The organism is Helicobacter pylori (genome assembly GCF_003636935.1).
Lineage (GTDB): Bacteria > Campylobacterota > Campylobacteria > Campylobacterales > Helicobacteraceae > Helicobacter > Helicobacter pylori_CH.
In genome coordinates this window covers 188,528-214,281 of the sequence record NZ_MVVH01000002.1, presented here as the reverse complement: position 1 = coordinate 214,281, position 25,754 = coordinate 188,528, and the positions used below count along the sequence as shown (strand labels likewise).

At 38.6% G+C, this 25,754-nt stretch carries 25 protein-coding genes and 2 pseudogenes; 25 read left to right on the top strand and 2 right to left on the bottom strand.

Features of this window, described 5'->3' with window-relative positions; all coding sequences use genetic code 11:
• The first annotated feature begins 6 nt into the window (after positions 1-6).
• The 6 genes from hopG to xseA all read left to right on the top strand — a co-directional run bounded on the left by hopG (position 7) and on the right by xseA (position 6,145).
• Positions 7-1,425 carry a Hop family outer membrane protein HopG gene (hopG, locus tag EAL87_RS02575; RefSeq protein ID WP_120912850.1) on the top strand — a complete coding sequence of 473 codons (1,419 nt, stop codon included), beginning with the start codon at positions 7-9 and terminating at the stop codon, positions 1,423-1,425.
• A 98-nt stretch (positions 1,426-1,523) separates the two neighbouring features.
• Positions 1,524-2,759, top strand: a complete 1,236-nt coding sequence (gene purA / locus EAL87_RS02570) for an adenylosuccinate synthase (RefSeq protein ID WP_120912849.1) — start codon at positions 1,524-1,526, stop codon at positions 2,757-2,759.
• Positions 2,756-3,184 (top strand): flagellar export protein FliJ, encoded by a 429-nt coding sequence (locus tag EAL87_RS02565; protein WP_120912848.1) that lies wholly within the window; start codon positions 2,756-2,758, stop codon positions 3,182-3,184. Before purA ends, EAL87_RS02565 begins: the two co-directional genes overlap by 4 nt.
• Positions 3,177-3,818, top strand: coding sequence for a MotE family protein (locus EAL87_RS02560; protein ID WP_120912847.1), 642 nt, complete (start codon positions 3,177-3,179; stop codon positions 3,816-3,818). The genes EAL87_RS02565 and EAL87_RS02560 overlap by 8 nt, the downstream gene beginning before the upstream one ends.
• Positions 3,815-4,870: an RIP metalloprotease RseP gene (gene rseP / locus EAL87_RS02555; RefSeq protein ID WP_162972541.1), complete on the top strand. Its 1,056-nt coding sequence runs from the start codon at positions 3,815-3,817 to the stop codon at positions 4,868-4,870. The genes EAL87_RS02560 and rseP overlap by 4 nt, the downstream gene beginning before the upstream one ends.
• Positions 4,871-4,882: 12 nt before the next feature.
• The gene (gene xseA / locus EAL87_RS02550) at positions 4,883-6,145 is read left to right on the top strand and encodes an exodeoxyribonuclease VII large subunit (RefSeq protein WP_120912846.1); all 1,263 of its coding nucleotides are present in this window, start codon (positions 4,883-4,885) and stop codon (positions 6,143-6,145) included.
• An 18-nt stretch (positions 6,146-6,163) separates the two neighbouring features.
• Here the strand turns inward: xseA and EAL87_RS02545 are convergent, their stop codons facing one another.
• Entirely contained in the window at positions 6,164-7,318 is a 1,155-nt protein-coding gene (locus EAL87_RS02545) for a DNA methyltransferase (protein ID WP_162972552.1), read from the bottom strand.
• A 10-nt stretch (positions 7,319-7,328) separates the two neighbouring features.
• Entirely contained in the window at positions 7,329-7,943 is a 615-nt protein-coding gene (locus EAL87_RS02540; RefSeq protein ID WP_120912845.1) for a hypothetical protein, read from the bottom strand.
• 113 nt (positions 7,944-8,056) lie between these two features.
• Between EAL87_RS02540 and EAL87_RS02535 the strand changes: the two are divergent.
• The 19 genes and pseudogenes from EAL87_RS02535 to EAL87_RS02445 all read left to right on the top strand — a co-directional run bounded on the left by EAL87_RS02535 (position 8,057) and on the right by EAL87_RS02445 (position 25,678).
• Positions 8,057-8,742 (top strand): annotated as a pseudogene (locus tag EAL87_RS02535) (BsaWI family type II restriction enzyme).
• Positions 8,739-9,499, top strand: a pseudogene (locus EAL87_RS02530) (DNA-methyltransferase). Before EAL87_RS02535 ends, EAL87_RS02530 begins: the two co-directional pseudogenes overlap by 4 nt.
• A 72-nt stretch (positions 9,500-9,571) precedes the next feature.
• Positions 9,572-12,142, top strand: coding sequence for an ATP-dependent Clp protease ATP-binding subunit (locus EAL87_RS02525; protein WP_120912843.1), 2,571 nt, complete (start codon positions 9,572-9,574; stop codon positions 12,140-12,142).
• Between the two features lie 54 nt (positions 12,143-12,196).
• Positions 12,197-12,916 (top strand): cytochrome c biogenesis protein CcdA, encoded by a 720-nt coding sequence (locus tag EAL87_RS02520; protein ID WP_162972539.1) that lies wholly within the window; start codon positions 12,197-12,199, stop codon positions 12,914-12,916.
• A gap of 9 nt (positions 12,917-12,925) precedes the next feature.
• Positions 12,926-14,059 (top strand): amidohydrolase family protein, encoded by a 1,134-nt coding sequence (locus EAL87_RS02515; protein ID WP_120912841.1) that lies wholly within the window; start codon positions 12,926-12,928, stop codon positions 14,057-14,059.
• Entirely contained in the window at positions 14,047-15,273 is a 1,227-nt protein-coding gene (locus tag EAL87_RS02510; protein ID WP_120912840.1) for an adenosine deaminase, read from the top strand. Before EAL87_RS02515 ends, EAL87_RS02510 begins: the two co-directional genes overlap by 13 nt.
• A 58-nt stretch (positions 15,274-15,331) precedes the next feature.
• Positions 15,332-15,574: a nuclease gene (locus tag EAL87_RS02505; protein WP_000780053.1), complete on the top strand. Its 243-nt coding sequence runs from the start codon at positions 15,332-15,334 to the stop codon at positions 15,572-15,574.
• A 9-nt stretch (positions 15,575-15,583) separates the two neighbouring features.
• Positions 15,584-16,897, top strand: a complete 1,314-nt coding sequence (miaB, locus tag EAL87_RS02500; protein ID WP_120912839.1) for a tRNA (N6-isopentenyl adenosine(37)-C2)-methylthiotransferase MiaB — start codon at positions 15,584-15,586, stop codon at positions 16,895-16,897.
• 38 nt (positions 16,898-16,935) lie between these two features.
• Positions 16,936-17,589: a lysophospholipid acyltransferase family protein gene (locus tag EAL87_RS02495; protein WP_000053527.1), complete on the top strand. Its 654-nt coding sequence runs from the start codon at positions 16,936-16,938 to the stop codon at positions 17,587-17,589.
• Positions 17,582-18,565: a hypothetical protein gene (locus tag EAL87_RS02490; protein ID WP_120912838.1), complete on the top strand. Its 984-nt coding sequence runs from the start codon at positions 17,582-17,584 to the stop codon at positions 18,563-18,565. The genes EAL87_RS02495 and EAL87_RS02490 overlap by 8 nt, the downstream gene beginning before the upstream one ends.
• Entirely contained in the window at positions 18,555-19,088 is a 534-nt protein-coding gene (locus tag EAL87_RS02485; RefSeq protein ID WP_120912879.1) for a hypothetical protein, read from the top strand. The genes EAL87_RS02490 and EAL87_RS02485 overlap by 11 nt, the downstream gene beginning before the upstream one ends.
• Entirely contained in the window at positions 19,085-19,624 is a 540-nt protein-coding gene (locus EAL87_RS02480) for a hypothetical protein (protein ID WP_120912837.1), read from the top strand. Before EAL87_RS02485 ends, EAL87_RS02480 begins: the two co-directional genes overlap by 4 nt.
• A gap of 16 nt (positions 19,625-19,640) precedes the next feature.
• The gene (locus tag EAL87_RS02475; RefSeq protein ID WP_120912836.1) at positions 19,641-20,039 is read left to right on the top strand and encodes a YkgJ family cysteine cluster protein; all 399 of its coding nucleotides are present in this window, start codon (positions 19,641-19,643) and stop codon (positions 20,037-20,039) included.
• A 36-nt stretch (positions 20,040-20,075) separates the two neighbouring features.
• Positions 20,076-21,371, top strand: coding sequence for a tetratricopeptide repeat protein (locus EAL87_RS02470; protein ID WP_120912835.1), 1,296 nt, complete (start codon positions 20,076-20,078; stop codon positions 21,369-21,371).
• The gene (locus EAL87_RS02465; RefSeq protein ID WP_120912834.1) at positions 21,359-21,916 is read left to right on the top strand and encodes a beta/alpha barrel domain-containing protein; all 558 of its coding nucleotides are present in this window, start codon (positions 21,359-21,361) and stop codon (positions 21,914-21,916) included. Before EAL87_RS02470 ends, EAL87_RS02465 begins: the two co-directional genes overlap by 13 nt.
• 56 nt (positions 21,917-21,972) lie before the next feature.
• Complete coding sequence (locus tag EAL87_RS02460; RefSeq protein ID WP_120912833.1) at positions 21,973-22,224, top strand: YfhL family 4Fe-4S dicluster ferredoxin; 252 nt, start codon at positions 21,973-21,975, stop codon at positions 22,222-22,224.
• A 9-nt stretch (positions 22,225-22,233) separates the two neighbouring features.
• Positions 22,234-23,688: a Ppx/GppA family phosphatase gene (locus tag EAL87_RS02455; protein WP_120912832.1), complete on the top strand. Its 1,455-nt coding sequence runs from the start codon at positions 22,234-22,236 to the stop codon at positions 23,686-23,688.
• Complete coding sequence (gene waaC / locus EAL87_RS02450; RefSeq protein ID WP_120912831.1) at positions 23,685-24,695, top strand: lipopolysaccharide heptosyltransferase I; 1,011 nt, start codon at positions 23,685-23,687, stop codon at positions 24,693-24,695. Before EAL87_RS02455 ends, waaC begins: the two co-directional genes overlap by 4 nt.
• Complete coding sequence (locus tag EAL87_RS02445) at positions 24,692-25,678, top strand: lipid A biosynthesis lauroyl acyltransferase (protein WP_120912830.1); 987 nt, start codon at positions 24,692-24,694, stop codon at positions 25,676-25,678. The genes waaC and EAL87_RS02445 overlap by 4 nt, the downstream gene beginning before the upstream one ends.
• Positions 25,679-25,754 lie beyond the last annotated feature (76 nt).

Genomic DNA, 25,754 nt, shown 5'->3' with positions numbered 1-25,754 from the left:
CTCTTGATGAAAAATACCAATACAAAAGAGATAAAGAATACAAGAATGAAAAAAGGTTATAGTCAATACCAAGCGCTCAAAAAAGGGCTTTTAAAAACCGCTCTGCTTTTTAGCCTTCCTTTAAGCATAGCGTTAGCTGAAGACGATGGCTTTTATATGGGAGTGGGCTATCAAATCGGCGGCGCGCAACAAAACATCAATAACAAAGGCAGCACCCTAAGGAATAATGTCATTGATGATTTCCGTCAAGTGGGCGTGGGTATGGCAGGGGGTAATGGGCTTTTAACCTTAGCGACAAACACGACCATGGACGCTCTTTTAGGGATAGGCAACCAAATTGTCAATACTAATACAACTGTTGGCAACAACAACGCAGAATTAACCCAGTTTAAAAAAATACTCCCCCAAATTGAGCAACGCTTTGAAGCGGATAAAAACGCTTATAGCGTTCAAGCCTTGCAAGTGTATTTGAGTAATGTGCTGTATAACTTGGTCAATAATAGTAATAATGGCAGTAATAATGGAGTCGTTCCTGAATATGTAGGAATTATAAAAGTTCTCTATGGTTCTCAAAATGAATTCAGTCTCTTAGCCACGGAGAGTGTGGCGCTTTTAAACGCGCTCACAAGAGTGAATCTGGATAGTAATTCGGTGTTTTTAAAAGGGCTATTAGCCCAAATGCAACTTTTTAATGACACTTCTGCAGCAAAGCTAGGCCAAATCGCAGAAAGCTTGAATAAGAGCGGTGGTGCAGGGGCCATGCTCCAAAAGGATGTGAAAACCATCTCGGATCGAATCGCTACTTACCAAGAGAATCTAAAACAGCTAGGAGGAATGCTAAATAATTACGATGAGCCTTACTTGCCCCAATTTGGGCCAGGCAAAAGCTCTCAGCATGGGGTTATTAATGGCTTTGGCATTCAAATGGGCTATAAGCAATTTTTTGGGAACAAGAGGAATATAGGCTTACGATATTACGCTTTCTTTGATTACGGCTTTACGCAATTGGGCAGTCTTAGCAGCGCTGTTAAGGCGAATATCTTTACTTATGGCGCTGGCACAGACTTTTTATGGAATATCTTTAGGAGGGTTTTTAGCGATCAGTCCTTGAATGTGGGGGTGTTTGGAGGCATTCAAATAGCGGGTAACACTTGGGATAGCTCTTTAAGAGGTCAAATTGAAGGCTCGTTTAAAGAATACCCCACTCCCACGAATTTCCAATTTTTATTTAATTTGGGCTTAAGGGCTCATTTTGTCAGCACCATGCACCGCCGGTTTTTGAGCGCGTCTCAAAGCATTCAGCATGGGATGGAATTTGGCGTGAAAATCCCAGCGATCAATCAAAGGTATTTGAAAGCGAATGGGGCTGATGTGGATTACAGGCGTTTGTATGCGTTCTATATCAATTACACGATAGGTTTTTAAGCTCTTTTTAGGGCTTATAAAGAGGCTTTTTACTTTTTTTTGGTATTCTAACAAGCTTTTAAACAATCCAATCTACTTTGTTTTAAGGATAATATTTTATGGCAGATGTCGTTGTGGGGATCCAGTGGGGAGATGAGGGGAAGGGAAAAATTGTGGATAGGATCGCTAAAGATTATGACTTTGTGGTGCGCTATCAAGGCGGGCATAATGCGGGGCATACCATTGTGCATAAGGGGGTTAAGCACTCTTTGCATTTAATGCCCTCAGGAGCACTATACCCCAAATGCAAGAATATCATTTCTAGCGCGGTGGTCGTGAGTATTAAGGATTTGTGCGAAGAAATCAGCGCGTTTGAGGATTTAGAAAATCGTTTGTTCATCAGCGACAGAGCCCATGTGATCTTGCCTTATCATGCCAAAAAAGACGCTTTTAAAGAAAAATCTCAAAACATCGGCACGACTCAAAAAGGCATAGGCCCTTGCTATGAGGATAAAATGGCCAGAAGCGGGATAAGAATGGGGGATTTATTAGACGATACCATATTAGAAGAGAAACTAAAAGCGCATTTCAAAGCCATTGAGCCTTTTAAAGAAGCGTATGATTTGGGCGAGGATTACGAAAAAGATTTGAGGGAGTATTTTAAACAATACACCCCAAAAGTCCGCCCCTTTATCAAAGACACCACAAGCATGCTGATAGAAGCGAATAAAAAAGGTGAAAAAATCCTATTAGAAGGGGCGCAAGGCACGCTTTTAGACATTGATTTAGGGACTTACCCTTTTGTAACAAGCTCTAACACCACTAGCGCTAGCGCATGCGTGAGCACCGGTTTAAACCCTAAAGCGATCAATGAAGTGATAGGCATCACGAAAGCGTATTCTACTCGTGTGGGGAACGGGCCTTTTCCTAGCGAAGACACTACACCCATGGGCGATCATTTAAGGACTAAGGGCGCGGAGTTTGGCACGACAACCAAGCGCCCAAGGCGTTGCGGGTGGCTGGATTTGGTGGCTTTAAAATACGCTTGCGCTTTGAATGGTTGCACGCAATTAGCTTTAATGAAATTAGATGTTTTGGATGGGATTGATGCGATTAAAGTGTGCGTGGCTTATGAAAGAAAGGGCGAAAGATTAGAGGCTTTCCCTAGCGATTTGAAAGATTGCATGCCTATTTATCAAACTTTTAAAGGCTGGGAAAAAAGCGCGGGCGTGAGAAAATTAGAGGATTTAGAGCCAAACGCTAGAGAGTATGTTCGTTTTATTGAAAAAGAAGTGGGGGTAAAAATTGGCCTTATTTCTACAAGCCCTGAAAGAGAAGACACGATTTTTCTATGAAAAAATTCGCTTCTGTGTTGGTGCAATTAAAAACCCTTGCGTTAGAAAAAATAGAGCAAAAGCTTGAAAGCAAGCGTTTAGAATTGCAACAAAACGAGCGAGAAGTTTTGGACAAACAAGCCCAATTGAGCGCGTTTAAAAACCCTGAGTTGGGGGGAATGAGCCTTTTTTTACAAATCCAGCAATTAAAAAGCGCTCTAAGAATGGAGATAGAATATTACCAACAAGAGGGCGAGAATTTAACTAAGGATTTAAAAGTTTTAGAAAAAGATTATTTTTTGGCTAACCAGGAATTAGAAAAAGCTAAAATCATTTTAGAAAATGAAAAGCAAAAAGAAAAGGAAATTGTGGAAAAAAAAGAGCAGGCTCTTTTGGACGAAAACGCTATGATTTTACACTGGCAAAAAGGGGGCTTGCATGCGTAAAATCTTGTTAATGGGCTTGATTTTACAAGCGCTTTTTAGCGAAGAAGCCGCACAAGAATTGTTGCGATGCTCTGCGATTTTTGAATCTAAAAAAGCCGAATTAAAAGACGATTTGCGCCGATTGAGCGAAAAAGAGCAGTCTTTAAGGATCTTACAAACCGAAAACGCCCGCCTTTTAGATGAAAAAAACGATCTGCTAAACCAAAAAGAAAAAGAAGTGGAAGAAAAACTGAAAAATTTAGCCGCTAAAGAAGAAGCCTTTAAAACCTTACAAGCTGAAGAAAAAAAACGCCTTAAAAATTTGGTAGAAGAAAATGAAGAAATTTTAAGAGAAATCAAGCAGGCTAAAGAGAGTAAGATCGGCGAGACTTATTCTAAAATGAAAGATTCTAAATCGGCTCTGATTTTAGAAAATTTACCCACCAAAAACGCCTTAGAAATTTTAATGGCGCTAAAACCCCAAGAATTAGGTAAAATTTTGGCCAAAATGGATCCTAAAAAAGCGGCGGCTTTGACAGAGTTGTGGCAAAAACCCCCAAAAGAAAATAAAGAAAGCCAAAAAACTACAGCGCCCACGCCTTTAAAAGAGCCGATGATAAAAGATCCTAACACCAAAGAGCCTGCAGGGGTATGATGTTGATTGCAGCGGTTTTAATGCTGGCGTTTTTGATCTTTGTCCATGAGTTAGGGCATTTCACTATTGCTAGGTTTTGTGGGGTGAAGGTAGAAGTTTTTAGCATTGGTTTTGGTAAAAAACTCTGGTTTTTTAGGCTTTTTGACACGCAATTCGCTTTGTCTTTGATCCCGCTTGGGGGCTATGTGAAATTAAAGGGCATGGATAAAGAAGAAAATGAAGAAAATGAAATTAATCAAGCGGATGATAGCTATGTGCAAAAAAGCCCTTCTCAAAAGCTATGGATATTGTTTGGGGGGGCGTTTTTCAATTTTCTTTTTGCGATTTTAGTGTATTTTTTTCTGGCATTGAGCGGGGAAAAAGTCTTACTGCCCGTCATTGGCGGTTTAGAAAATAACGCGCTAGAAGCTGGGCTGTTAAAGGGGGATAAAATCCTTTCTATCAACCACAAAAAAATAGCGAGTTTTGGAGAGATTAGAGGGATAGTGGCGCGCTCTCAAGGCGAGTTGGTTGTAGAAATAGAGCGAAACAACCAGGTTTTAGAAAAACGACTGACCCCCAAAATCGTGGCGGTGGTAAGCGAATCTAATGATCCTAATGAAATGATCCAATACAAGGTGATAGGCATTAAACCGGACATGCAAAAAACAGGCATTGTTTCTTATTCCCTAATTCAAGCGTTCAAGCAGGCCTTAAGTCGGTTTAAAGAGGGTGTTGTTTTGATTGTGGATTCTTTAAGGCGTTTGATTATGGGGAGCGCTTCAGTTAAGGAATTGAGTGGGGTAATAGGCATTGTGGGAGCGTTAAGCCATGCCAATAATTTGAGCATGCTTTTGTTGTTTGGGGCGTTTTTGTCTATCAATTTAGGGATTTTAAATTTACTGCCCATCCCCGCTTTAGATGGGGGGCAAATGCTAGGGGTTATTTTTAAAAATATTTTTAATATCACTTTGCCTGTGATCATACAAAATGCGTTGTGGCTAGTGGGGGTGGGGTTTTTGGTTTTTGTCATGTTTTTAGGGCTTTTCAATGACATCACTCGTTTGCTATAAAAGGGGGAGTTGATGCATGTGTTGAGCGTGAGCGAAATCAACGCGCAAATCAAAGCCCTTTTAGAAGCGACTTTTTTACAAGTTAGGGTTCAAGGGGAAGTGAGTAATTTGACTATCCATAAGGTGAGCGGCCATGCGTATTTTTCGCTCAAAGACAGCCAATCAGTCATTAGATGTGTGCTGTTTAAAGGGAACGCTAACAGGCTTAAATTCGCTTTAAAAGAAGGGCAGGAAGTGGTTGTTTTTGGGGGTGTTAGCGTGTATGTTCCAAGGGGGGATTATCAAATCAATTGCTTTGAAATAGAGCCTAAAGATATAGGTTCATTAACTTTAGCTTTAGAGCAATTGAAAGAAAAGTTACGCCTTAAAGGCTATTTTGATGAAGAAAATAAATTACCCAAGCCAAGTTTTCCTAAACGAGTGGCAGTCATCACTTCTCAAAATTCAGCCGCTTGGACGGACATGAAAAAGATCGCTTCCAAACGATGGCCGATATGCGAATTAGTCTGCATCAATACCTTAATGCAAGGGGAGGGGTGCGTTCAAAGCGTGGTGGAGAGCATCGCTTATGCGGATAGTTTTCATAACACAAAAAACGCTTTTGATGCGATTGTAGTGGCTAGGGGTGGGGGGAGCATGGAGGATTTGTATTCTTTCAATGATGAAAAAATCGCTGATGCTCTGTATTTGGCTAAAACTTTCAGCATGTCAGCTATTGGGCATGAGAGCGATTTTTTATTGAGCGATTTAGTGGCGGATTTAAGGGCTTCTACGCCTTCAAACGCGATGGAAATTTTGCTCCCTAGCAGCGATGAATGGTTGCAAAGACTTGATGGGTTTAATGTGAAATTGCAACGCTCCTTTAAAATTTTGCTCCACCAAAAAAAGGCGCATTTAGAGCATTTAGCGGCTTCTTTGAAACGATTGAGTTTTGAAAACAAGCACCATTTAAACGCTTTAAAACTAGAGAAACTAAAAATCGCCCTAGAAAATAAAATCCTAGAATTTTTACGCTTTAAAAAAACGCTTTTAGAAAAGATTTCTACCCAGTTCTTTACAAGCCCTTTTTTACACACTAAAACAGAGCGCTTAAACAGGCTAGAAAACGCCCTTAAACTCGCTCATGCGCATTTGAAATTACCCCAATTCGGGGCGTTTGTGAGTAAAAATAATCAAGCGGTGGAATTAGAGGTATTAAAAAGGGGCGACAAAATTGAATTGAGCAATGAAAAAGCCAGAGCGAGCGCTGAAATTTTGAGCGTGAGTAAAGCGTAGGGGTTTGAAAAATAATATTTAAAATAAAATGGATTTTGTTTTTAAAATTTCGTATTCACTTCTTTTGATGATCTTTTCTAAACGCAATAGCATGATGTTTGAAATCGTGTTTTGATACCCTTTGTTTTTTAAAATGCTAACAGCTTGCGGGTTATTTTTAATTTTTTCTTCTTTTTGACACAAATAAAAAGACCAATTCAAATCATAATCCCTATTAACTTCTATAACCGCTTGCGCTGTTGTCCCGCTGCCTGCAAAAAAATCTAAAACAACAGAATCTTTAGGGGTGGAGCATAGCAATAAATATTTGATCAATTCTACAGGTTTTGGTGTCTTAAAAAGCCCTTTTAAGCCTAATTTTTCTAAATCTTTTGTGCCTTGTCGGCTATAAAAATCCAACACGCTCAAACAATTATCTTGCGATTCTTTTAGGTAATGTTTTTCATAAGGGCGGTTGTTCTTAAAAATAAGTCTATTTTGATAATATAAATCCTTAAGCTTTTCATCGCTGCTCCACCCTCTGCTTTTTAGGGGTTCTAAAAAAAGATTGATTTCTTGTATCGCTACACTGCGTGGGTTTGAAGGCGTGGATAAATCTTTAGCGAAATAAATCTCACCTTTTTCATCCACTAAATTATAATTTTTTAAAAAATTAAAATGTTCTTTTTGGGATAACTCTTTGATTTGTTCTTTTAAGACAAGTTGGGCTTGAGCTTGTCCTTTTTGTTTAAAAACATTCTTAATCGTTCGCATTAAATCTTTTAATGGTTTAGCATAAACAGGCAAAAGCGTTCGTAAGATTTTAAAACAAGGAGCGAACGCTTTATTTTTGGCGTAGCTTAAAACATATTCATGGGTAATATTGATGTGTTTAGCGTTAGACCTTGTGGCTTGTTTAGTGATAAAAGTGCCTAAAAAATTGCGCGTTCCAAAAATTTCATTGGCAATGATTTTAACTTCAGCCATTTTATTGTCATCTATGGAAATAAAAAGACAACCGCTTTGTTTTAACACAGCCTTTGCTAAAATCAAATGTTCTTTAATCCATTTTTCATAGTCAGCATGATCGTCTTCGTATTCAAAATTAGAATTCTTAGTGTTATAAGGGGGGTCTATATAGATCGTTTGGATGCTTTCTTTTTCTATCCTTTTCAAACACTCCAAAGCTTCCATGATAAAAACTTTATGCAAGGTGGTTTTCCCAAGAAAAATGGCCAAATTTAAGATTAAAAAGGTTGATAAGCTCTTGTCCTTTTAAATCAATGGGTTTCATTTTAAATTCAAATTCTTTGATTAATTTACTAACCCCTATCGTTTGAGTTGAACGCCTGCTCTCATTATGACACTCTTTTACTTTTTGCTCTAAATACAATCCTATTTCAGGGTGCTTTCCATAAACAATGAATAAGAGATTAGAAATATTATTCCAAACGCCCACGGCTAAAGTCGTTTTAATATCGCAAAAAACTTTGGCTTTTTCTAAAGTGGTGTCATTAAAAGTCGCGCTCCAAGTTTTACTTTGAAAAGATACTTGTTTGATTTCTAAAAATTCATCGCTTGAACTTCTTTTGGCATCAAGGCCATGCTTTTGGGTATTGATGAGATCATAATCTAAATATAAAGCCACCATGCTATCTCTCAATTCATTCAAAAATGAATCGTTATCATGTTTATTGTATTTATTTTGAATTTCTTCAATCGGCTTTAGTGCTTGATAGCTTTCTGTAATGAAGTTTCTGTCAATGGGTTCAAAGCACCCCTTATTAAAAAATCCTAAAGATTGATTTAAAAATCGCATATCTAGCCCTTTGATTAAATTCTGTCAATATTATAGCCTGTTTAAAACACCAGCCATTATAAAAAGGTTTTGTATTATAATTTGATGGATTTCTATGGATTAAGGTGTTTGGATTGAGTTTAGCGGATATTATTTTAGAGCGTTTTAAAGATTTTATGAGAGAACAACCTGAGCCTTACAAGTTTTTGCAGGTTTTTTACGCGCAAGAAAAAGAACGCTTTTTAAACCATAAAATGAACGATTACATCAAGCAAAATAAAAGCAAAGAAGAAGCCAGCATTTTGGCCAGACAAGGTTTTGTCAGCACCATAGGAAGGGTGTTAGAAAAAATCATAGAACTTTTATTAAAAGATTTCTGTATTAAAAACAATGTCAAAATGACGAACGATAAAATCTTAAGGGCTAAGCGCATTAATGGCGAGTTGGATAGAGTCAAACGGGCTTTATGGGTGCATTTTGGAGAATATAGCGTGTTACCCGATATTATTCTTTATCAAACTAACAAGGATACTATCAAAATTCCAGCGATTTTATCGGTAAAAAATTCGTTTAGAGAGCGTTTCACAGAAACGCCTTATTGGAAATTAAAACTCTTACGATCGCCTGTAACTTCTCACATTAAAGTCTTTATGATAACACCGGATAACGATGAGGAGATCAGTTTTAAAGACAAGCCCAAAAAAGCATCGTCATGGAGCATGAATGAGATGGCCTTTATTTAGCCAAAAGCCATTTTGATCAAAGCTCTAAAATTAAGGGCATAGAGAATTTATTAGAAGATTTAAAAAGGCTTTTATGAAACCTTATTTCAGTTTGGAAAAATTGCATTTATACCATGGCGATGCGAGCGTTTTAGAGACTTTTGAAAAAGGTTTTTATGATTTGTGCGTTACTTCACCGCCCTATAATTTGAGCATTGAATACCAATGGAGTAATGATTTTAGGGCTTATGATGATTATTTGAATTGGTGTAAAAATTGGCTTAAAAATTGTTATTTTTGGGGTAAGGAGCAAGCGAGATTGTGCTTGAATGTCCCTTTGGATACGAATAAACATGGCAAGCAAAGTTTAGGGGCTGATATTACTACAGTGGCTAAAGAATGCGGTTGGAAATACCAAAATACGATCATTTGGAATGAAAGCAATATTTCAAGACGCACCGCTTGGGGGAGTTGGCTTCAAGCTAGCGCGCCCTATGCGATCGCTCCTGTGGAGTTGATTGTCGTTTTTTATAAAAACGAATACAAACGAAAAAAAAACAAACTTCTACAATCAGTAAAGAGGAATTTTTGCTCTACACTAATGGGCTATGGAATTTTAGCGGTGAATCCAAAAAGCGCTTAAAGCACCCAGCCCCATTCCCAAGGGAATTACCCAGGCGTTGCATCCAATTGTTTTCTTTTTTGGAAGACACGATTTTTGATCCTTTTAGCGGATCTGGCACGACTATTTTAGAGGCTAATGCTTTAGGGCGTTTTAGCGTGGGTTTAGAGGTTGAAAAAGAATATTGCGAGTTGTCTAAAAAGCGTATTTTAGAGAGTTTATCGTTAGTGTGAGCGTTTTAAAAACCTTTGAGGGTTAAAATAGTGTAAAATAGTAAAGATTTTAAAACTCAAAAAGGATTGATAATGAATTTATTTGAAAAAATGACTGACCAATTGCATGAAACTTTAGACAGCGCGATCGCTCTAGCCTTACACCATAAAAACGCTGAAGTAACGCCCTTACATGCGCTTTTTGCCATGCTCAATAATTCCCAAGGCATTCTCATTCAAGCCTTACAAAAAATGCCTGTGGATATTCCAGCTTTAAGGCTTAGCGTTCAAAGCGAATTAAATAAGTTCGCTAAAGTTTCACAAATCAGCAAGCAAAATATCCAATTAAACCAAGCTCTAATAGAAAGTTTAGAAAACGCTCAAGGTTTGATGGCTAAAAGGGGCGATTCTTTCATCGCTACCGATGTGTATCTTGTGGCGAACATGAGCCTTTTTGAAAGCGTTCTAAAACCTTATTTAGACACTAAGGAATTGCAAAAAACTTTAGAATCTTTAAGAAAAGGCAGGACTATCCAGGATAAAAACGACGATTCCAATTTGGAAAGTTTAGAAAAATTTGGCATTGATTTGACGCAAAAAGCCCTAGAAAATAAGCTAGATCCCGTGATCGGAAGAGATGAAGAAATCATTCGCATGATGCAAATTTTGATCAGAAAAACAAAAAATAACCCTATTTTACTGGGCGAGCCTGGAGTGGGGAAAACAGCGGTTGTGGAAGGGTTAGCCCAACGCATTGTGAATAAGGAAGTGCCTAAAACGCTTTTGAACAAACGAGTCGTCGCTTTAGATTTAAGCTTGTTGGTGGCTGGGGCGAAATACAGAGGCGAGTTTGAAGAGCGCCTGAAAAAGGTGATTGAAGAAGTTAAAAAAAGCGCGAATGTGATTTTATTCATTGATGAAATCCATACGATCGTGGGGGCTGGGGCTAGTGAGGGGGGCATGGACGCGGCGAATATTTTAAAACCGGCTCTAGCTAGGGGGGAATTGCACACGATTGGAGCGACCACTTTAAAAGAATACCGCAAGTATTTTGAAAAAGACATGGCGTTACAAAGGCGTTTCCAACCCATTTTACTCAATGAGCCTAGCATCAATGAAGCTTTACAGATTTTAAGGGGGTTAAAAGAAACTTTAGAAACGCACCATAATATCACCATCAATGACTCCGCGCTCATAGCGAGCGCCAAACTCTCTAGCCGTTATATCACTGATAGGTTTTTACCCGATAAAGCGATTGATTTGATTGATGAGGGAGCGGCTCAATTAAAAATGCAAATGGAATCAGAGCCGGCCAAACTCTCTAGCGTTAAGCGCTCCATTCAAAGACTGGAAATGGAAAAACAAGCCCTTGAAATGGAAAAAAAAGAGAGCAATGCCAAACGCATGCAAGAAATCCTTAAAGAATTGAGCGATTTGAAAGAAGAAAAAATCCAATTAGAAGCGCAATTTGAAAACGAAAAAGAAGTGTTCAAAGAAATTTCACGCTTGAAAATGGAAATGGAAAGCTTGAAAAAAGAGGCTGAGAGATTTAAGCGCAATGGGGATTACCAGCAAGCGGGTGAAATTGAATACTCTAAAATCCCTGAAAATAAAAAGAAAGAAGAGGAATTGCAGCATAAATGGGAAGCGATGCAACAAAACGGGGCGTTATTACAAAACGCTTTAACCGAAAACAACATTGCTGAGATTGTGAGCCAATGGACGCACATCCCGGTCCAAAAAATGCTCCAAAGCGAAAAAAATAGGGTTTTAAACATTGAAAGCGAATTGCAAAAAAGAGTGGTGGGGCAAGAAAAAGCGCTCAAAGCGATCGCTAAAGCGATTAAAAGGAATAAGGCCGGCCTTAGCGATAGCAATAAACCCATAGGGAGTTTCCTCTTTTTAGGGCCAACAGGCGTGGGTAAAACCGAGAGCGCTAAAGCCTTGGCGCAATTCTTGTTTGATAGCGATAAAAATCTTATACGAATTGACATGAGCGAATACATGGAAAAGCACGCTATAAGCCGTCTTATTGGGGCTGCTCCTGGGTATGTGGGCTATGAAGAAGGCGGGCAATTGACCGAAGCGGTGCGCAGAAAGCCTTATAGCGTGGTGCTGTTAGATGAAGTGGAAAAAGCCCATCCGGATGTGTTTAACCTCTTGTTGCAGGTTTTAGATGAGGGGCATTTAACCGATAGCAAGGGCGTGAGGGTGGATTTCAAAAACACGATTTTGATTTTAACCAGCAATGTGGCTAGCGGCGCGCTTTTAGAAGAAGATTTGAGTGAAGCCGACAAACAAAAAGCGATCAAAGAGAGCTTGAGGCAATTTTTCAAGCCGGAATTTTTAAACCGCTTAGATGAAATCATCTCCTTTAACGCCCTAGATAGCCATGCTATCATTAATATCGTGGGGATACTCTTTGAAAACATTCAAAAAAAAGCGCTTGAAAGGGGTATTAATATAACCCTAGACGAAAAGGCAAAAGAATTGATCGCCGAAGCGGGATTTGACAGATTTTATGGCGCTAGACCCTTAAAGCGCGTGCTCTATGAAATGGTAGAAGACAAGCTCGCTGAACTCATTTTAGAAGATAAAATTAAAGAGAATGACAGCGTGGCGTTTGTGGTAGAAAATAACGAGATTGTGCCTAAGATTAAGTGAAGTTTGGTTATCCTAAAAAATAAGAAATGGTTATTTTGAAAAAAGGATTGAATGATGTTTGATAACACGCTTGTTAATCTCTTTGACACAGCGCCTCTTTTAACTTCGCTTCTAGCTGGGATTTTAACTTTTTTAAGCCCTTGCGTGTTGCCTTTGATCCCAGCGTATATGTCTTATATTTCTCAAATTTCTTTAGAGGATATTAAAGATGGTAAGGCTAAAAGGGTTTCGGTTTTTTTAAAATCCTTGATGTTTGTAGTGGGGTTTTCGCTCGTGTTTTTGGGCGTAGGCATGTCTATGGCCAAGCTTATCCATAGCTTTTCGTTTTCCTGGGTGAATTATATCGCTGGGGGGATTGTGATCCTTTTTGGTTTGCATTTTTTAGGCGTGTTTCGTTTTTCATTTTTGTATAAAACTCAAAGCGTTCGTTTAGCGAGCAAATCTAATAGCATGCAACGCTTTTACCCCTTTCTTTTGGGCATGAGTTTCGCTTTGGGTTGGACGCCATGCATTGGGCCGATATTCACTTCTATAGTGATCATGAGCGCGAGTAAGGACGCTTACGGCTTAATGCTTATGGTGGTGTTTGTAATGGGTTTAGCGATCCCTTTTTTATTGGTGGCTTTAATGCTAGAAAGAGCGCTTTTATTTTTAAAATCCTTAAAGAAATACAACCGCGCGATTGAAATCGTCTCAGGGGTGGTGCTTATTTTAATGGGAATATTGATCATGACAAATTCTTTAGAAAGCCTGACTAACTTTTTACAAAATTAGGAGGGTTTGATGCTGTTAAAAAACGCTTCGTTTTATGATGATGAGATTTTAAAAAGAGCAGACATTCGCTTAAAAGATTCCCTCATTATAGAGATTAAAGAAAACTTAAGCCCTATTAATAATGAAGAAGTGGTTGAGTGTGGGGATTTATTCGTGCTGCCAAGCTTCATTGACTTGAGCGTTACTGGTTTAGAGGGTTATGAAAATTTAAAACAAAAGGCTTTTAAAGGGGGGGTAGGGTTACTCAATGTTTTTAATTGCGATCAAAGCGGTATTAAAAATATCATGGCGCTCAAAAACAACCAACTAGCCGACATCGCTACGCTTAAAAATAAAGGGGGGGAAATTTTAATTGCGCAATCTGACGCTTTTTTAGAACTCATCAGCCATTATGCCAAATCCTACAACTTGCCTCTTTTAATCTCTTTGGAAAATTCTTTTGAAGCCCTAAATAGCGGGGAATTAGCCTATGAATTGGGACAAAATTTTGTGGAAAATGCGTTTGAAAACACGCGCTTGGTGCGTTTCATGGAGGTTTCTAGAGCGTTACAAATCCCTGTGCTTTTAGATAAAGTGAATAGCATCGCCACGCTCAAACTCATCAAAGCCTTTAACGATTTAGGGGCGAAATTACAAGCCCAAACGCCCTTAAGCCATTTAGTTTTAGATGAGAGCGTGTATGAAGATTATGAACCACGATTTAAAATCGCTCCTCCTTTAAGGGATAAAGAAAGCCAAAACGCCTTAAAAGAAGCCCTAAAAAATAACGAAATCGCCATGCTCACAAGCCTTCATGCTTCTAAAAATTCTAACGCAGAGCTTTTTGAAGAAAGCGCGTTTGGGTGTGAGAGCATAGAGGACGCTTTTAGCGTGGCTTACACTTTTTTAGTTCAAAAAAAGGTTATCAGTTTCCAACAGCTCATTAAAGTCATGGCGATCAATCAAGCGGAGTTTTTAAAACTCAATGCAGGCGAGGTTAAAGAAAACCAATTAGCTAATTTGATGATCGTGGATTTAAACGTTCAAACAAGAGTGAGTAATCAAAATTCGCCCTTTTATGGTTTGGAATTGTATGGCGAAGTGCAAAGAATGATCTTAAAAGGGCAAACCACATTTATTAAGGAGAATGCATGCAAATCATAGGAGCGTCTTTAGTTTTTTTATGCAATGAAAAATGCGAAGTGTTAGAAGATTATGGCGTGGTCTTTGATGAAAAGATTGTTGAAATAAGCGATTATCAAAGCTTAACGCTTAAATACCCCCACTTAAAGGCGCAGTTTTTTGAAAATTCCGTTCTGTTGCCCGCTTTTATCAACGCGCACACCCATTTTGAATTTTCCAACAACAAGGCGAGTTTTGATTACGGGAGTTTTTCTGGCTGGTTAGGGAGCGTGTTAAACAATGGGGGGGCGATTTTAGAAAATTGCCAAGGGGCTATTCAAAACGCTATCGCTGTGCAATTAAAAAGCGGGGTGGGGAGCGTGGGAGCGATTTCTAACCACTTGATAGAAGTTAATTTGTTAAAAGAAAGCCCCTTGAACGCTGTCGTGTTTTTAGAGTTTTTAGGGAGTCGTTATTCTTTAGAAAAATTGAAAGCGTTTGAGAAAAAATTTAAAGAGTTAAAAGATTTAGAAGATGCAAAGCTTAAAGCCGCTCTCGCGGTGCATGCCCCTTATTCGGTTCAAAAAGACATGGCTTTGAGCGTGATTCAATTAGCTAAAGATTCACAAAGCCTGCTTTCTACGCATTTTTTAGAATCGTTTGAAGAATTAGAATGGGTAGAAAACTCTAAAGGGTGGTTTGAAAATTTTTACCAGCATTTTTTAAAGGAGTCTAATTTCAAATCGCTCTATGAGGGCACGAACGATTACATTGACATGTTTAAAGACACGCACACTTTATTCGTGCATAACCAGTTCGCTTCTTTGGAAGTGTTAAAAAAGATCAAGTCTCAAGTCAAAAACGCTTTTTTAATCACATGCCCCTTTTCTAACCGCTTATTGAGCGGGAAAGCGTTGGATTTAGAGAGAACCAAAGAAGCCGGTTTGAGCGTGAGCGTCGCCACTGATGGCTTGAGTTCTAACGTTTCGCTGAGCCTTTTAGACGAATTAAGGGCGTTTTTGCTCACCCATAACATGCCGTTATTGGAATTGGCTAAAATAGCCCTTTTAGGAGCGACTAGGCATGGGGCTAAAGCTTTAGCTTTGAATAATGGCGAGATACAAGCCAACAAGAGGGCGGATTTGAGCGTGTTTGGTTTTGATGAAAAATTCACTAAAGAGCAAGCGATTTTGCAATTTTTATTGCATGCTAAAGAAGTGGAGCGCTTGTTTTTAGGGGGGAAAAGGGTGATCTAATTTGTTTTAAAGACAGAATGCGTTAAAATGAGAAGATTAAATCAATTAAGGAGAGTTTATGAAATTAGTTTTAGCCAAAAACACGAGAAAATCAGACGCTAAGAGCGTGGAATTAGAGGATTTGTATAAAAAATTCAATGAAGACAAGCGTTCTATTTTTTATTTTGCCCCCACAAACGCCCACAAAGACATGCTTAAAGCGGTGGATTTTTTCAAAGAAAAAGGCCATACGGCTTATTTAGATGAGGTGAGGGTCAGCACTGATGAAAAAGATTTTCTTTATGAATTGCACATTATTTAAAGGCTTGTGTTGAAAGTTTATATTGAAACCATGGGTTGTGCGATGAATTCTAGGGATAGCGAGCATTTGTTGAGCGAGCTTTCCAAACTAGACTATAAAGAGACCAATGACCCTAAAACAGCGGATTTGATTTTGATCAACACTTGCAGCGTACGCGAAAAGCCTGAGCGGAAATTATTCTCAGAAATCGGTCAATTCGCTAAAATCAAAAAACCTAACGCCAAAATTGGGGTTTGCGGGTGCACTGCAAGCCACATGGGAGCGGATATTTTGAAAAAGGCCCCGAGCGTGAGCTTTGTGTTAGGAGCTAGGAACGTGTCTAAAATCTCTCAAGTGATCCATAAAGAAAAAGCCGTTGAGGTAGCGATTGATTATGATGAAAGCGTGTATGCGTTTGAATTTTTTGAAAAAAAGGCTCAAATCCGATCGTTATTAAACATCTCCATAGGTTGCGATAAGAAATGCGCTTATTGCATTGTCCCACACACTAGGGGGAAAGAAATTTCTATCCCTATGGATTTGATTTTAAAAGAAGCTGAGAAATTGGCGAATAACGGCACTAAAGAGCTCATGCTTTTAGGACAGAATGTGAATAATTATGGTGCGCGTTTCAGTAGCGAGCATGCGAAAGTTAATTTTAGCGATTTGTTGGATAAATTGAGCGAAATTCCAGGCATTGAAAGGATACGATTCACTTCGCCTCACCCCTTGCACATGAATGATGCATTTTTAGAGCGCTTTGCCAAAAACCCTAAAGTGTGTAAGAGTATCCACATGCCCTTACAGAGCGGATCTAGTGCGGTGTTAAAGATGATGCGAAGAGGTTATAGTAAAGAGTGGTTTTTAAATCGGGTGGAGAGGTTGAAAGCCTTAGTGCCTGAAGTGGGCATTAGCACGGATATTATCGTGGGCTTTCCTAATGAGAGCGATAAGGATTTTGAAGACACGATGGAGGTGCTAGAAAAAGTGCGCTTTGACACGCTCTATAGCTTTATTTACTCCCCACGCCCTTTCACGGAAGCGGGAGCTTGGAAGGAAAGAGTGCCATTAGAGGTTTCATCTTCAAGGTTAGAGAGGTTGCAAAACAGGCACAAAGAAATTTTAGAAGAAAAAGCCAAGTTAGAAGTGGGTAAAACGCATGTGGTGTTGGTGGAAAATAGGCGTGAAATGGATAATCAAATCGTGGGTTTTGAGGGGCGCAGCGATACGGGGAAATTCATTGAAGTAACTTGTAAAGAAAAAAGAAACCCGGGCGAGCTTGTAAAAGTGGAAATCATTTCTCATTCCAAAGGGCGCTTGATAGCGACCGCTAAAGGCAACTAATCAAAATAACTAATGAATAGCGGGTTTAAAGGCGAGAATTGAGCTTAAAATTTTTCAGGAAAAATATCGTTTTAAAGGTTGTCCCTCGTTTGGCGTTTGGAGTCCTTTGGTTGTTGCATAAAACTTGTAAAAACCGCTATTTTTTAGCTCAAAATTTAAAAGAAAAACCCTTCATTGTGAGCTGTTGGCATGGGGAGCTTGGCATGATCGGGTTTGCGTATTTAAGGCTTCAAAAACCTTCTGTTTATGTGATCGCAAGCCAGCATTTTGACGGCTCTATTGCGGCGGGTTTGTTTGAAAGCTTTGGTTTTAAAAACATTAGAGGCTCTAGCAAAAAAGGGGGGGTTAAGGTTTTGATAGAAGGGCTTAAACGCTTAAAAGAGGGCTGTGATGTCGCTATCACTCCTGATGGCCCCAAAGGCCCACGACACAGCATAGCGGATGGGGTGATCGCTTTGGCTCAAAAATCAGGCGTGGGGATTAGTGCTTGTCGGGTGGTTTGTAAAAACGCATGGCGGTTGAACACTTGGGATCAATTTGAAATCCCTAAACCTTTTAGCGAAGTGCATTATCACATGCTAGAATCTGTAATTATCCCTAAAGAATGGGAGCTTTCAAAGGCTAAAGAATATTTAAAGACGCGTATGGATTCTGTTGGATTTGAAGAATCTCAAAGGGGTTTGGGTGCTTAAAGGGTTAAAAAAAGCACTTAAAGAGAGATTTTGCTCTCAAGTGTATATCTCTTTTAATGTGGATCACAATCTTTTATCCACTCAAGTCATAAGGATCAAAAACGATCGCATTAAAGAGAAATTTTTTAAAACTTTTGAGGCTAAAGTGGAAACAAAAAACGGCGAAGTCCCCATTCAAGCTTTAAAAATCGCCAGAACTTATAGCCAAAAATACCCTTATACTTATTTTAGCGCAATGGTTAAAGCTAAAGAGGTTTTATGCGAAAAACAGGCGTTTGAACAAATCAAGCGAGAAAATCAGGATTATCAAACTTGTGAAGTCAATCAAAAGTATTGCGTTTATGTGGAATCTAAGGATTTTTTAAAGGATTTCAAGCGTTTTAAAATCCAGGACGTGGATTTTTTGTTTTCGCCTTTTAGCCTTATTTATGAATTTATACGCGACATGTTAGAAGAAAAGCCATTATTGTATTTGCTTTTGGAGCGTTCAAGGTTTTATTTTTTGATTGCGGACAAAAAAGAGATTTTTTTAGCTAAATCTGTGTTTTTAGAAGAACAACCTGAACAGTTTGTAGAGAGCAAAGAAGAAGATTCTATGGAAATGGATAATGAGACTGTGAATTTGTTTTTGAGTGAAATCCAAGAAGATATTGACAGCCTTGAAGAAGCGATAGGCCTAGATAGCAGTAAGGATAATGGCGAAAAAATAACAGAGGACGCTTATAGTTTGATTGAAGGCATGACGAATATCCCCTTGATTGCAGATGTTTTGCAAGAGGGATTGCGCAGCGTCTATTATTCTAGAGATATAGACTTTGTGGAAAAAGTGGTTGTTTTGGATAGCTGTCAAATCCATCAAAAAGCGTTAATGCATTTGCAAGAAACTTTGATGATAGAAGTGGATAGGCTTGATTTTTCCTTAGTGGAACAATTAAATGTTTTAGCGCGCATGGAGAATGAAAAGCATGCGTTTTAGTTACATTGAGCCAAGAGCGAAATACCTTATCGGCAAGCTTTCTAAAATTTGGGTTTTTTACATTTTTTTATCTTTTGTAATAATAGGGGGGTTAGTGTGGTTTATGCACAACGCTATTAAAAGCACTCAAGACAACGCGTCTGATTTAACGATCCAAGAAAGGCTCTATCGCCATGAAATCAGCCGCTTGCAGGTAAAGACTGATGAAACTTTAAAACTGATTAAAGAAGCCAAAAAGCGTTTGAATTACAATGATGATATACGAGATGTTTTGCAAGGGCTTTTGAATATTGTGCCGGATCTTATTACTATTAATAGTATTGAAATAGACCAGCAAAGCGTGGTGGTGAGTGGTAAAACCCCCTCTAAAGAAGCCTTTTATTTTTTGTTTCAAAACAAACTAAACCCCATGTTTGATTATTCTAGGGCGGAATTTTTCCCCTTAAGCGACGGGTGGTTTAATTTTGTTTCCACCAACTTTTCTAATTCCTTGTTGATAAAAAACCCGGAGTCTCTTAAATGAAACCATTGCATTTTTCACACCTGGACAGAGAGCAATCAGGCGATGTGGGTTTTATCATTAAAAACCTTGTTTTTTTAGGGGTTTTTTCCTTATTTGGTTGGCTCAATACCGAGTATTTTCTATGGCCTAGCATGTTGGAATTAAAAAAAATCCTTTTAGAAGAAAATCGTAAAAAAAGCGTTTTAGAATACGCGCAAAGGCATTTTGAAACAGCTCTAGCAAACTATCGCAGTCAAAAAGAAACGGGTGAATCCTTATTAAAAATTTTTAATGATGAAGAGTCCAGGCGGATTTTAGAAAAGATTTTAAAAAAATGTTTTGATGTTTATAAAATCAAACCCTTGCTCTCTCAAAACCCTCTTCAAAAAACCCAATTTTTCATCATGGCCAGAGCGAGCGAATTAGAAAAAACCTATCTTTTTTTCACCTTAATCAACAAGTATTTACCGAGCGCTCAAAGCCAATTACCTTTTAAGATTTCTAAAGATAATGAAGGGCTGTTGGTGCAATTTAGCGTGAGCATTGATTTCCAATAGGATTAGGGGTAGTTTGATGCAAGATTTTGATTTTAGTTTTGACCATAAGGCATGCGAGAGTTGTGGGGCGAAGTGTTGCGTGGGAGAAAGCGGGTATATTTTTTTAAATATCCAAGAAATGCAAACAATTAGCGCTTTTTTAAAATTAGAATTAGAAGAATTCAGCCAAAAATACGTTAAAAAGGTGGGGTATAAGTTCTCTTTATTAGAAAAAGACGCTAAAGATTTGGGTTTAGCGTGCGTGTTTTTGGATTTAGAGACGAAAAAATGCCAGATTTATAGCGTGCGCCCTAAACAATGCCAAACTTTCCCTTTTTGGGAGAGCGTGAAAACTTTTTCTAAAGAGCGAAAGGAAGCTTTTTGTAAAAGCTGTCCGGGCATCACACAAAAAACCAAAGAAACTAAAGTGCGCTAAAATTCACTTCAGTGATACAAAAAAGGAAATAAAATAATGAATATTCAAACAAAGAAAAGATTTTTAGCAAATATATTGCTTTTTAGTCTGTTTTCTTGCCTTAAGGCTGAAACCCTTTCAGAAGATCATCAAATCCTATTGAGTTCAGACGCTTTCCATAGAGGGGATTTTGTTGCCGCTCAAAAAGGCTATATGAATCTTTACAAGCAAACCAATAAGGTGGTGTATGCTAAAGAAGCGGCCATTTCAGCGGCGAGCTTAGGGGACATTAAAACCGCTATGCATTTAGCCATGCTCTATCAAAAAGTCACCAACAATCGTAACGATGTTTCTATCAATAAGATTTTAGTGGATGGCTATGTGCAAATGGGGCAGATTGATAAGGCGATTGAACTATTACACAAAATCCGTAAAGAAGAAAAGACCATAGCCACAGATAATGTGTTAGGGACTTTGTATTTGACTCAAAAGCGTTTGGATAAGGCTTTCCCGTTGTTGAATAAGTTTTATAACCAAGTGCATGATGAAGACAGCCTAGAAAAACTCATTACAATCTATTTTTTGCAAAACCGCAAAAAAGAAGGCTTAGACTTGTTGCAATCTCATATAGACAGGTATGGTTGCTCAGAGCAATTGTGCCAAAAAGCGCTCAACACTTTCACGCAATTTAACGAGCTTGATTTGGCTAAAACGACTTTCGCTCGTTTGTATGAAAAAAACCCTATCGTTCAAAACGCCCAATTTTACATAGGGGTATTAATCTTGTTAAAAGAGTTTGATAAGGCCCAGCAAATCGCAGAATTATTCCCTTTTGATAGGCGTTTGTTGTTGGATTTATACACCGCGCAAAAAAAATTCGATCAAGCTTCCAAACAAGCTTCTTTGATCTATCAAGAAAGAAAAGACCCTAAATTCTTAGGATTAGAGGCTATTTATCATTATGAAAGCTTGAGCGCGAAAAATAAAAAGCTCACCAAAGAAGAAATGCTGCCTATCATTCAAAAATTAGAGCAAGCCACCAAAGAGCGCCAAGCTTGGCTTGCTAAAACTAAAGATAAAGAAGACGCGCAAGACGCTTTCTTTTATAATTTTTTAGGGTATTCCTTAATAGATTATGACATGGATATTAAAAGGGGCATGGATTTTGTGAGGAAGGCCTTAGCTTTGGATTCTGGATCAGTGCTTTATTTGGATTCTTTAGCATGGGGTTATTACAAATTGGGGAATTGCTTGGAGGCTAAAAAAATTTTTTCTAGCATCGCTAAAGAGTCTATCCAAGCCGAACCCGAATTGAAAGAACACAATAAGATCATTCAAGAATGCAAGAAATAGGGATTTTAGAAAATTTACAAAAAAGCTTAGCCTTAAAAGAGGGTATGCTTTCTTATGAAATGCTGGGTAAAAGCCTGTCGTATAACCCTTACTTGCCTAGAATCATTTCTCAAACCAAAAATTGTGTTTTTGTAACCCCTGATGAGGTTTTAGAAAAGCTTTTGAAAGAAAACACCCACACCGATTGCGTCATTGTCAATTTCAAAGGATTATACGAAATAGGCGCACCAAGCGTGTTTGATTTAGAAGTTTTAGGGTTATTGCGCCGCCATGCAAGCTCTATGATAGTCCATCAGGATTTTTTCATCAGCCATTACCAGCTTTTAGAATCCCTTGTTCAAGGATCTGATGGGGTCATTTTAGATGAAGAGCTTTTAAAAGAAGATTTAAAGGGCATGGTAGAATTTTCTTGGCGTTTGGGCTTGAGCGTGTTTGTAGAAACTGACAAGCCAGACTACACCCATTTGAAAGATTTAGGGGTTTTAGGCGTGTTAGAAAAAGTCCCTCATTCTCATAATCAAAAAAAAATAGTCTTTTTAGATTGAATTTTAAGCTAATTTAGAGTAAAAATCGTATTCAAACTTTTTAAAAGGAGTTAGTCATGTCATTATTGGTGAATGATGAATGCATTGCATGCGATGCTTGCAGAGAAGAATGCCCTAGTGAGGCGATTGAAGAAGGCGATCCTATTTATAATATTGACCCAGACAGATGCACGGAGTGTTATGGGTATTCTGATGAGCCAAGTTGCGTGAGCGTATGCCCTGTAGATGCGATTCTACCGGATCCTAACAATACAGAAAGCACAGAGGAATTGAAATACAAATACGAAAGCTTAAAAGAGCAAGATTAAAGGCTAGTAATGGCTAAAATCACAACCGTGATTGATATAGGCTCTAATTCAGTGCGTTTGGCTATCTTTAAAAAGACGAGCCAGTTTGGGTTTTACTTGCTTTTTGAGACTAAATCTAGGGTTAGGATTTCAGAGGGCTGTTATGCATTTAAGGGGGTTTTGCAAGAAATCCCCATGCAAAGAGCCATTAAAGCCTTGAGCGAGTTTAAAGAAATCGCCCTCAAATACAAAAGCAAAAAGATCTTGTGCGTAGCGACCTCAGCGGTGCGCGATGCCCCTAATCGTTTGGAGTTTGTAGCGAGGGTGAAAAAGGCTTGCGGTTTGCAAATCAAAATCATTGATGGGCAAAAAGAAGCGCTCTATGGTGGGATCGCGTGCGCGAATTTGTTGCATAAAAATTCAGGGATCACGATAGATATTGGAGGGGGTAGCACCGAGTGCGCGTTGATTGAAAAAGGCAAGATTAAGGACTTAATCTCGCTTGATGTCGGCACGATTCGCATTAAAGAAATGTTTTTAGACAAAGATTTAGATGTCAAATTGGCTAAAGCCTTTATCCAAAAAGAGGTCTCTAAACTGCCTTTTAAGCATAAAAACGCCTTTGGGGTGGGGGGGACAATTAGGGCCTTGAGTAAGATACTCATGAAACGCTTTGATTACCCTATTGATTCTTTGCATGGTTATGAAATAGATGCACATAAAAATTTGGCGTTCATTGAAAAGATTGTCATGCTCAAAGAAGATCAATTACGGCTTTTAGGGGTGAATGAAGAGCGTTTGGATAGCATCAGGAGCGGGGCGTTGATTTTATCAGTCGTTTTGGAGCATTTAAAAACTTCTTTAATGATCACCAGTGGCGTAGGGGTGAGGGAGGGCGTGTTTTTAAGCGATTTATTGCGAAACCATTACCATAAATTCCCCCCTAATATCAACCCCTCTCTCATCTCTTTAAAAGATCGCTTTTTACCCCATGAAAAGCACAGCCAAAAGGTCAAAAAAGAATGCGTGAAATTGTTTGAAGCCTTATTGCCTTTGCATAAAATAGATGAAAAATACCTTTTCCATTTAAAGATTGCGGGGGAATTAGCGAGCATGGGTAAGATTTTAAGCGTCTATTTAGCCCACAAGCACAGTGCGTATTTTATTTTAAACGCTTTGAGTTATGGCTTTAGCCACCAAGATAGAGCGATCATTTGCCTATTAGCTCAATTCAGCCATAAAAAAATTCCTAAAGACAACGCTATCGCCCACATGAGTGCGATGATGCCAAGCCTTTTAACCTTGCAATGGCTGAGTTTTATCCTTTCTTTAGCCGAAAATCTGTGTCTGACAGACAGCCATCATTTAAAATACACGCTAGAAAAAAACAAGCTTGTGATCCATTCTAACGATACGCTTTACCTGGCTAAAGAAATGCTCCCTAAACTCATTAAGCCCATTCCTTTGATGATAGAGTTTGCTTGAAAATAGCGATTGTCAGGCTTTCAGCGCTCGGGGATATTATCGTGAGCGCGGTGTTTTTGGCGGCAATTAAAGAGTGTCTGCCTGATGCTCAAATAGAATGGTTCGTGGATGAAAGATTTGGTGCGATTTTAGAGCATTCCCCTTATATTGATAAATTACACCCCATCGCTTTAAAAAGCGCGCTCAAAACCTTTAACCCTTTAAAGATTTTCAAACTTTTTAAATCTTTAAGGGCTTATGAATACGATATAATCATTGACATGCAAGGCCTAGTCAAATCCGCTCTCATCACACAAATGTTGAAAGCCCCTAAAAAAGTCGGCTTTGATTACGCTTCGGCTAGAGAGGGTTTGAGCGCATTGTTTTATTCGCAAAAAGTTTCTATCGCTTATGATGAGCCTGTTTTAAAGCGTAATTTCACGCTCCTTTCTCAAGCCCTAAACTTGCCCAAAAAAGAGATTTCAGAGGTTTTAAGCTCTAGATTTAAAGTGTTTTCTTACCAAGATTCTCCAAAAATTGATGCGTTAAATTTGAACCAAAACAAGCCTAAAATCCTTTTTGTTTTAGAAACTTCTAAAATCAATAAAACTTACCCCATAGAGCGCTTTAAAGAGTTAGCGTTAATGCTAGAAAATTTTCAAATTTGCTTGTTATGGCATGCTAATGAAGATAAGGCTACTACGCTTTATCGCGCTTTAAAAAACCAGTGCGATGTTTTATTGCTCCCCAAACTCACTTTAAACGAGGTTAAGGCGTTGCTCTTTAGAATGGATTTGATTATTGGGGGCGATACGGGTATTACGCATTTAGCATGGGCGTTGCAAAAAGCTAGCATCACCCTTTATGGCAACACGCCCATGGAGCGTTTTAAATTAGAAAGCCCGATCAATGTTTCCCTCACCGGTAATTCAAACGCCCGCTATCATAAAAAGGATTTTTCTATCCAAAACATAGAGCCTAAAAAAATTAAAGAATGCGTTTTAAACCTTTTAAAGGAAAAAGAATGACTTACAAAGAACGACTCATACACGAAAAAATATTGAACAAAGATGATAAGGGTTTTAAAACAGAACTGCGCATTTTGAGCGTTTTTATTGTGGAATTTTTAGTGAATATTTTGGGGTTTGTTTTGGCTAAAATGCCCCATTCGTGGTTTTTAAGGTGCATTAAGGCTGTGGCGTGGCTGATGAGAACTTTTGATAGGCACCGTTATTTTGACGCTAAAGCCAATTTGGATTTTGTGTTTGGGGATTCTAAAAGCGAAGAAGAGAAAAAACGAATCATCAAAAAGGGTTATGAAAATTTTGCTTTCATTATTTTAGAAACCATTAGAGTGATCTTTATCCCTAAAGATGAATACGACGCTCGTTTCACGCTCATCAATGAAGAAAACGTGTGGAAGTCTTTAAACAAGGAAGGCCAAGCGATCACTTTATGCATGCATTTTGGCTATTGGGAAGCGGTAGGCACGACTTTAGCGCAATATTATGAGGATTATGGTAGGGGGTGCTTGGGGCGTTTGACTAAATTCGCCCCCATCAATCACATGATTATGAGTAGGCGAGAGGCGTTTGGGGTGCGTTTTGTCAATAAAGTGGGAGCGATGAAAGAACTCATTAAAATGTATAATCAAGGCAACGGCCTTGTGGGGATTTTAGTGGATCAAAATGTCGTGCCTAAAGATGGGGTGGTGGTGAAATTTTTCAATAAAGACGCTACGCACACCACGATCGCTTCTATTTTATCGCGCCGTTACAATATAGACATCCAGCCGGTATTCATTGATTTTAATGACGATTATTCGCATTACACAGCGACTTATTATGAAAGCATTCGATCTAAAATCACCGATAACGCTGAAAAGGATATTTTAGAATGCACGCAAGCCCAAGCGAGTTTGTGCGAAGAAGTGATCAGAAAGCATCCGGAAAGTTATTTTTGGTTCCATAGGCGTTTTAAAAGCACCCACCCTGAGATTTATCAAAGGTAGGGTTTTGTTTTAATCAAAAACTGAAAACTAAAGTCTTATTTTAAGAAAAACTTTTATTTTGCTTTGCAAGTTCTTT

Bases quoted from the DNA above. Each gene is read 5' to 3' on its own strand.
- EAL87_RS02480 (WP_120912837.1), top strand. From the start codon at position 19,085: ATGAAACCATTGCATTTTTCACACCTGGACAGAGAGCAATCAGGCGAT.
- EAL87_RS02485 (WP_120912879.1), top strand. From the start codon at position 18,555: ATGCGTTTTAGTTACATTGAGCCAAGAGCGAAATACCTTATCGGCAAG.
- EAL87_RS02525 (WP_120912843.1), top strand. From the start codon at position 9,572: ATGAATTTATTTGAAAAAATGACTGACCAATTGCATGAAACTTTAGAC.
- EAL87_RS02455 (WP_120912832.1), top strand. From the start codon at position 22,234: ATGGCTAAAATCACAACCGTGATTGATATAGGCTCTAATTCAGTGCGT.
- EAL87_RS02505 (WP_000780053.1), top strand. From the start codon at position 15,332: ATGAAATTAGTTTTAGCCAAAAACACGAGAAAATCAGACGCTAAGAGC.
- hopG (WP_120912850.1), top strand. From the start codon at position 7: ATGAAAAATACCAATACAAAAGAGATAAAGAATACAAGAATGAAAAAA.
- rseP (WP_162972541.1), top strand. From the start codon at position 3,815: ATGATGTTGATTGCAGCGGTTTTAATGCTGGCGTTTTTGATCTTTGTC.
- EAL87_RS02545 (WP_162972552.1), bottom strand. From the start codon at position 7,318: ATGGAAGCTTTGGAGTGTTTGAAAAGGATAGAAAAAGAAAGCATCCAA.
- EAL87_RS02540 (WP_120912845.1), bottom strand. From the start codon at position 7,943: ATGCGATTTTTAAATCAATCTTTAGGATTTTTTAATAAGGGGTGCTTT.
- EAL87_RS02445 (WP_120912830.1), top strand. From the start codon at position 24,692: ATGACTTACAAAGAACGACTCATACACGAAAAAATATTGAACAAAGAT.
- EAL87_RS02460 (WP_120912833.1), top strand. From the start codon at position 21,973: ATGTCATTATTGGTGAATGATGAATGCATTGCATGCGATGCTTGCAGA.
- EAL87_RS02475 (WP_120912836.1), top strand. From the start codon at position 19,641: ATGCAAGATTTTGATTTTAGTTTTGACCATAAGGCATGCGAGAGTTGT.
- EAL87_RS02465 (WP_120912834.1), top strand. From the start codon at position 21,359: ATGCAAGAAATAGGGATTTTAGAAAATTTACAAAAAAGCTTAGCCTTA.
- EAL87_RS02520 (WP_162972539.1), top strand. From the start codon at position 12,197: ATGTTTGATAACACGCTTGTTAATCTCTTTGACACAGCGCCTCTTTTA.
- EAL87_RS02560 (WP_120912847.1), top strand. From the start codon at position 3,177: ATGCGTAAAATCTTGTTAATGGGCTTGATTTTACAAGCGCTTTTTAGC.
- EAL87_RS02470 (WP_120912835.1), top strand. From the start codon at position 20,076: ATGAATATTCAAACAAAGAAAAGATTTTTAGCAAATATATTGCTTTTT.
- purA (WP_120912849.1), top strand. From the start codon at position 1,524: ATGGCAGATGTCGTTGTGGGGATCCAGTGGGGAGATGAGGGGAAGGGA.
- EAL87_RS02510 (WP_120912840.1), top strand. From the start codon at position 14,047: ATGCAAATCATAGGAGCGTCTTTAGTTTTTTTATGCAATGAAAAATGC.
- xseA (WP_120912846.1), top strand. From the start codon at position 4,883: ATGCATGTGTTGAGCGTGAGCGAAATCAACGCGCAAATCAAAGCCCTT.
- EAL87_RS02565 (WP_120912848.1), top strand. From the start codon at position 2,756: ATGAAAAAATTCGCTTCTGTGTTGGTGCAATTAAAAACCCTTGCGTTA.
- EAL87_RS02515 (WP_120912841.1), top strand. From the start codon at position 12,926: ATGCTGTTAAAAAACGCTTCGTTTTATGATGATGAGATTTTAAAAAGA.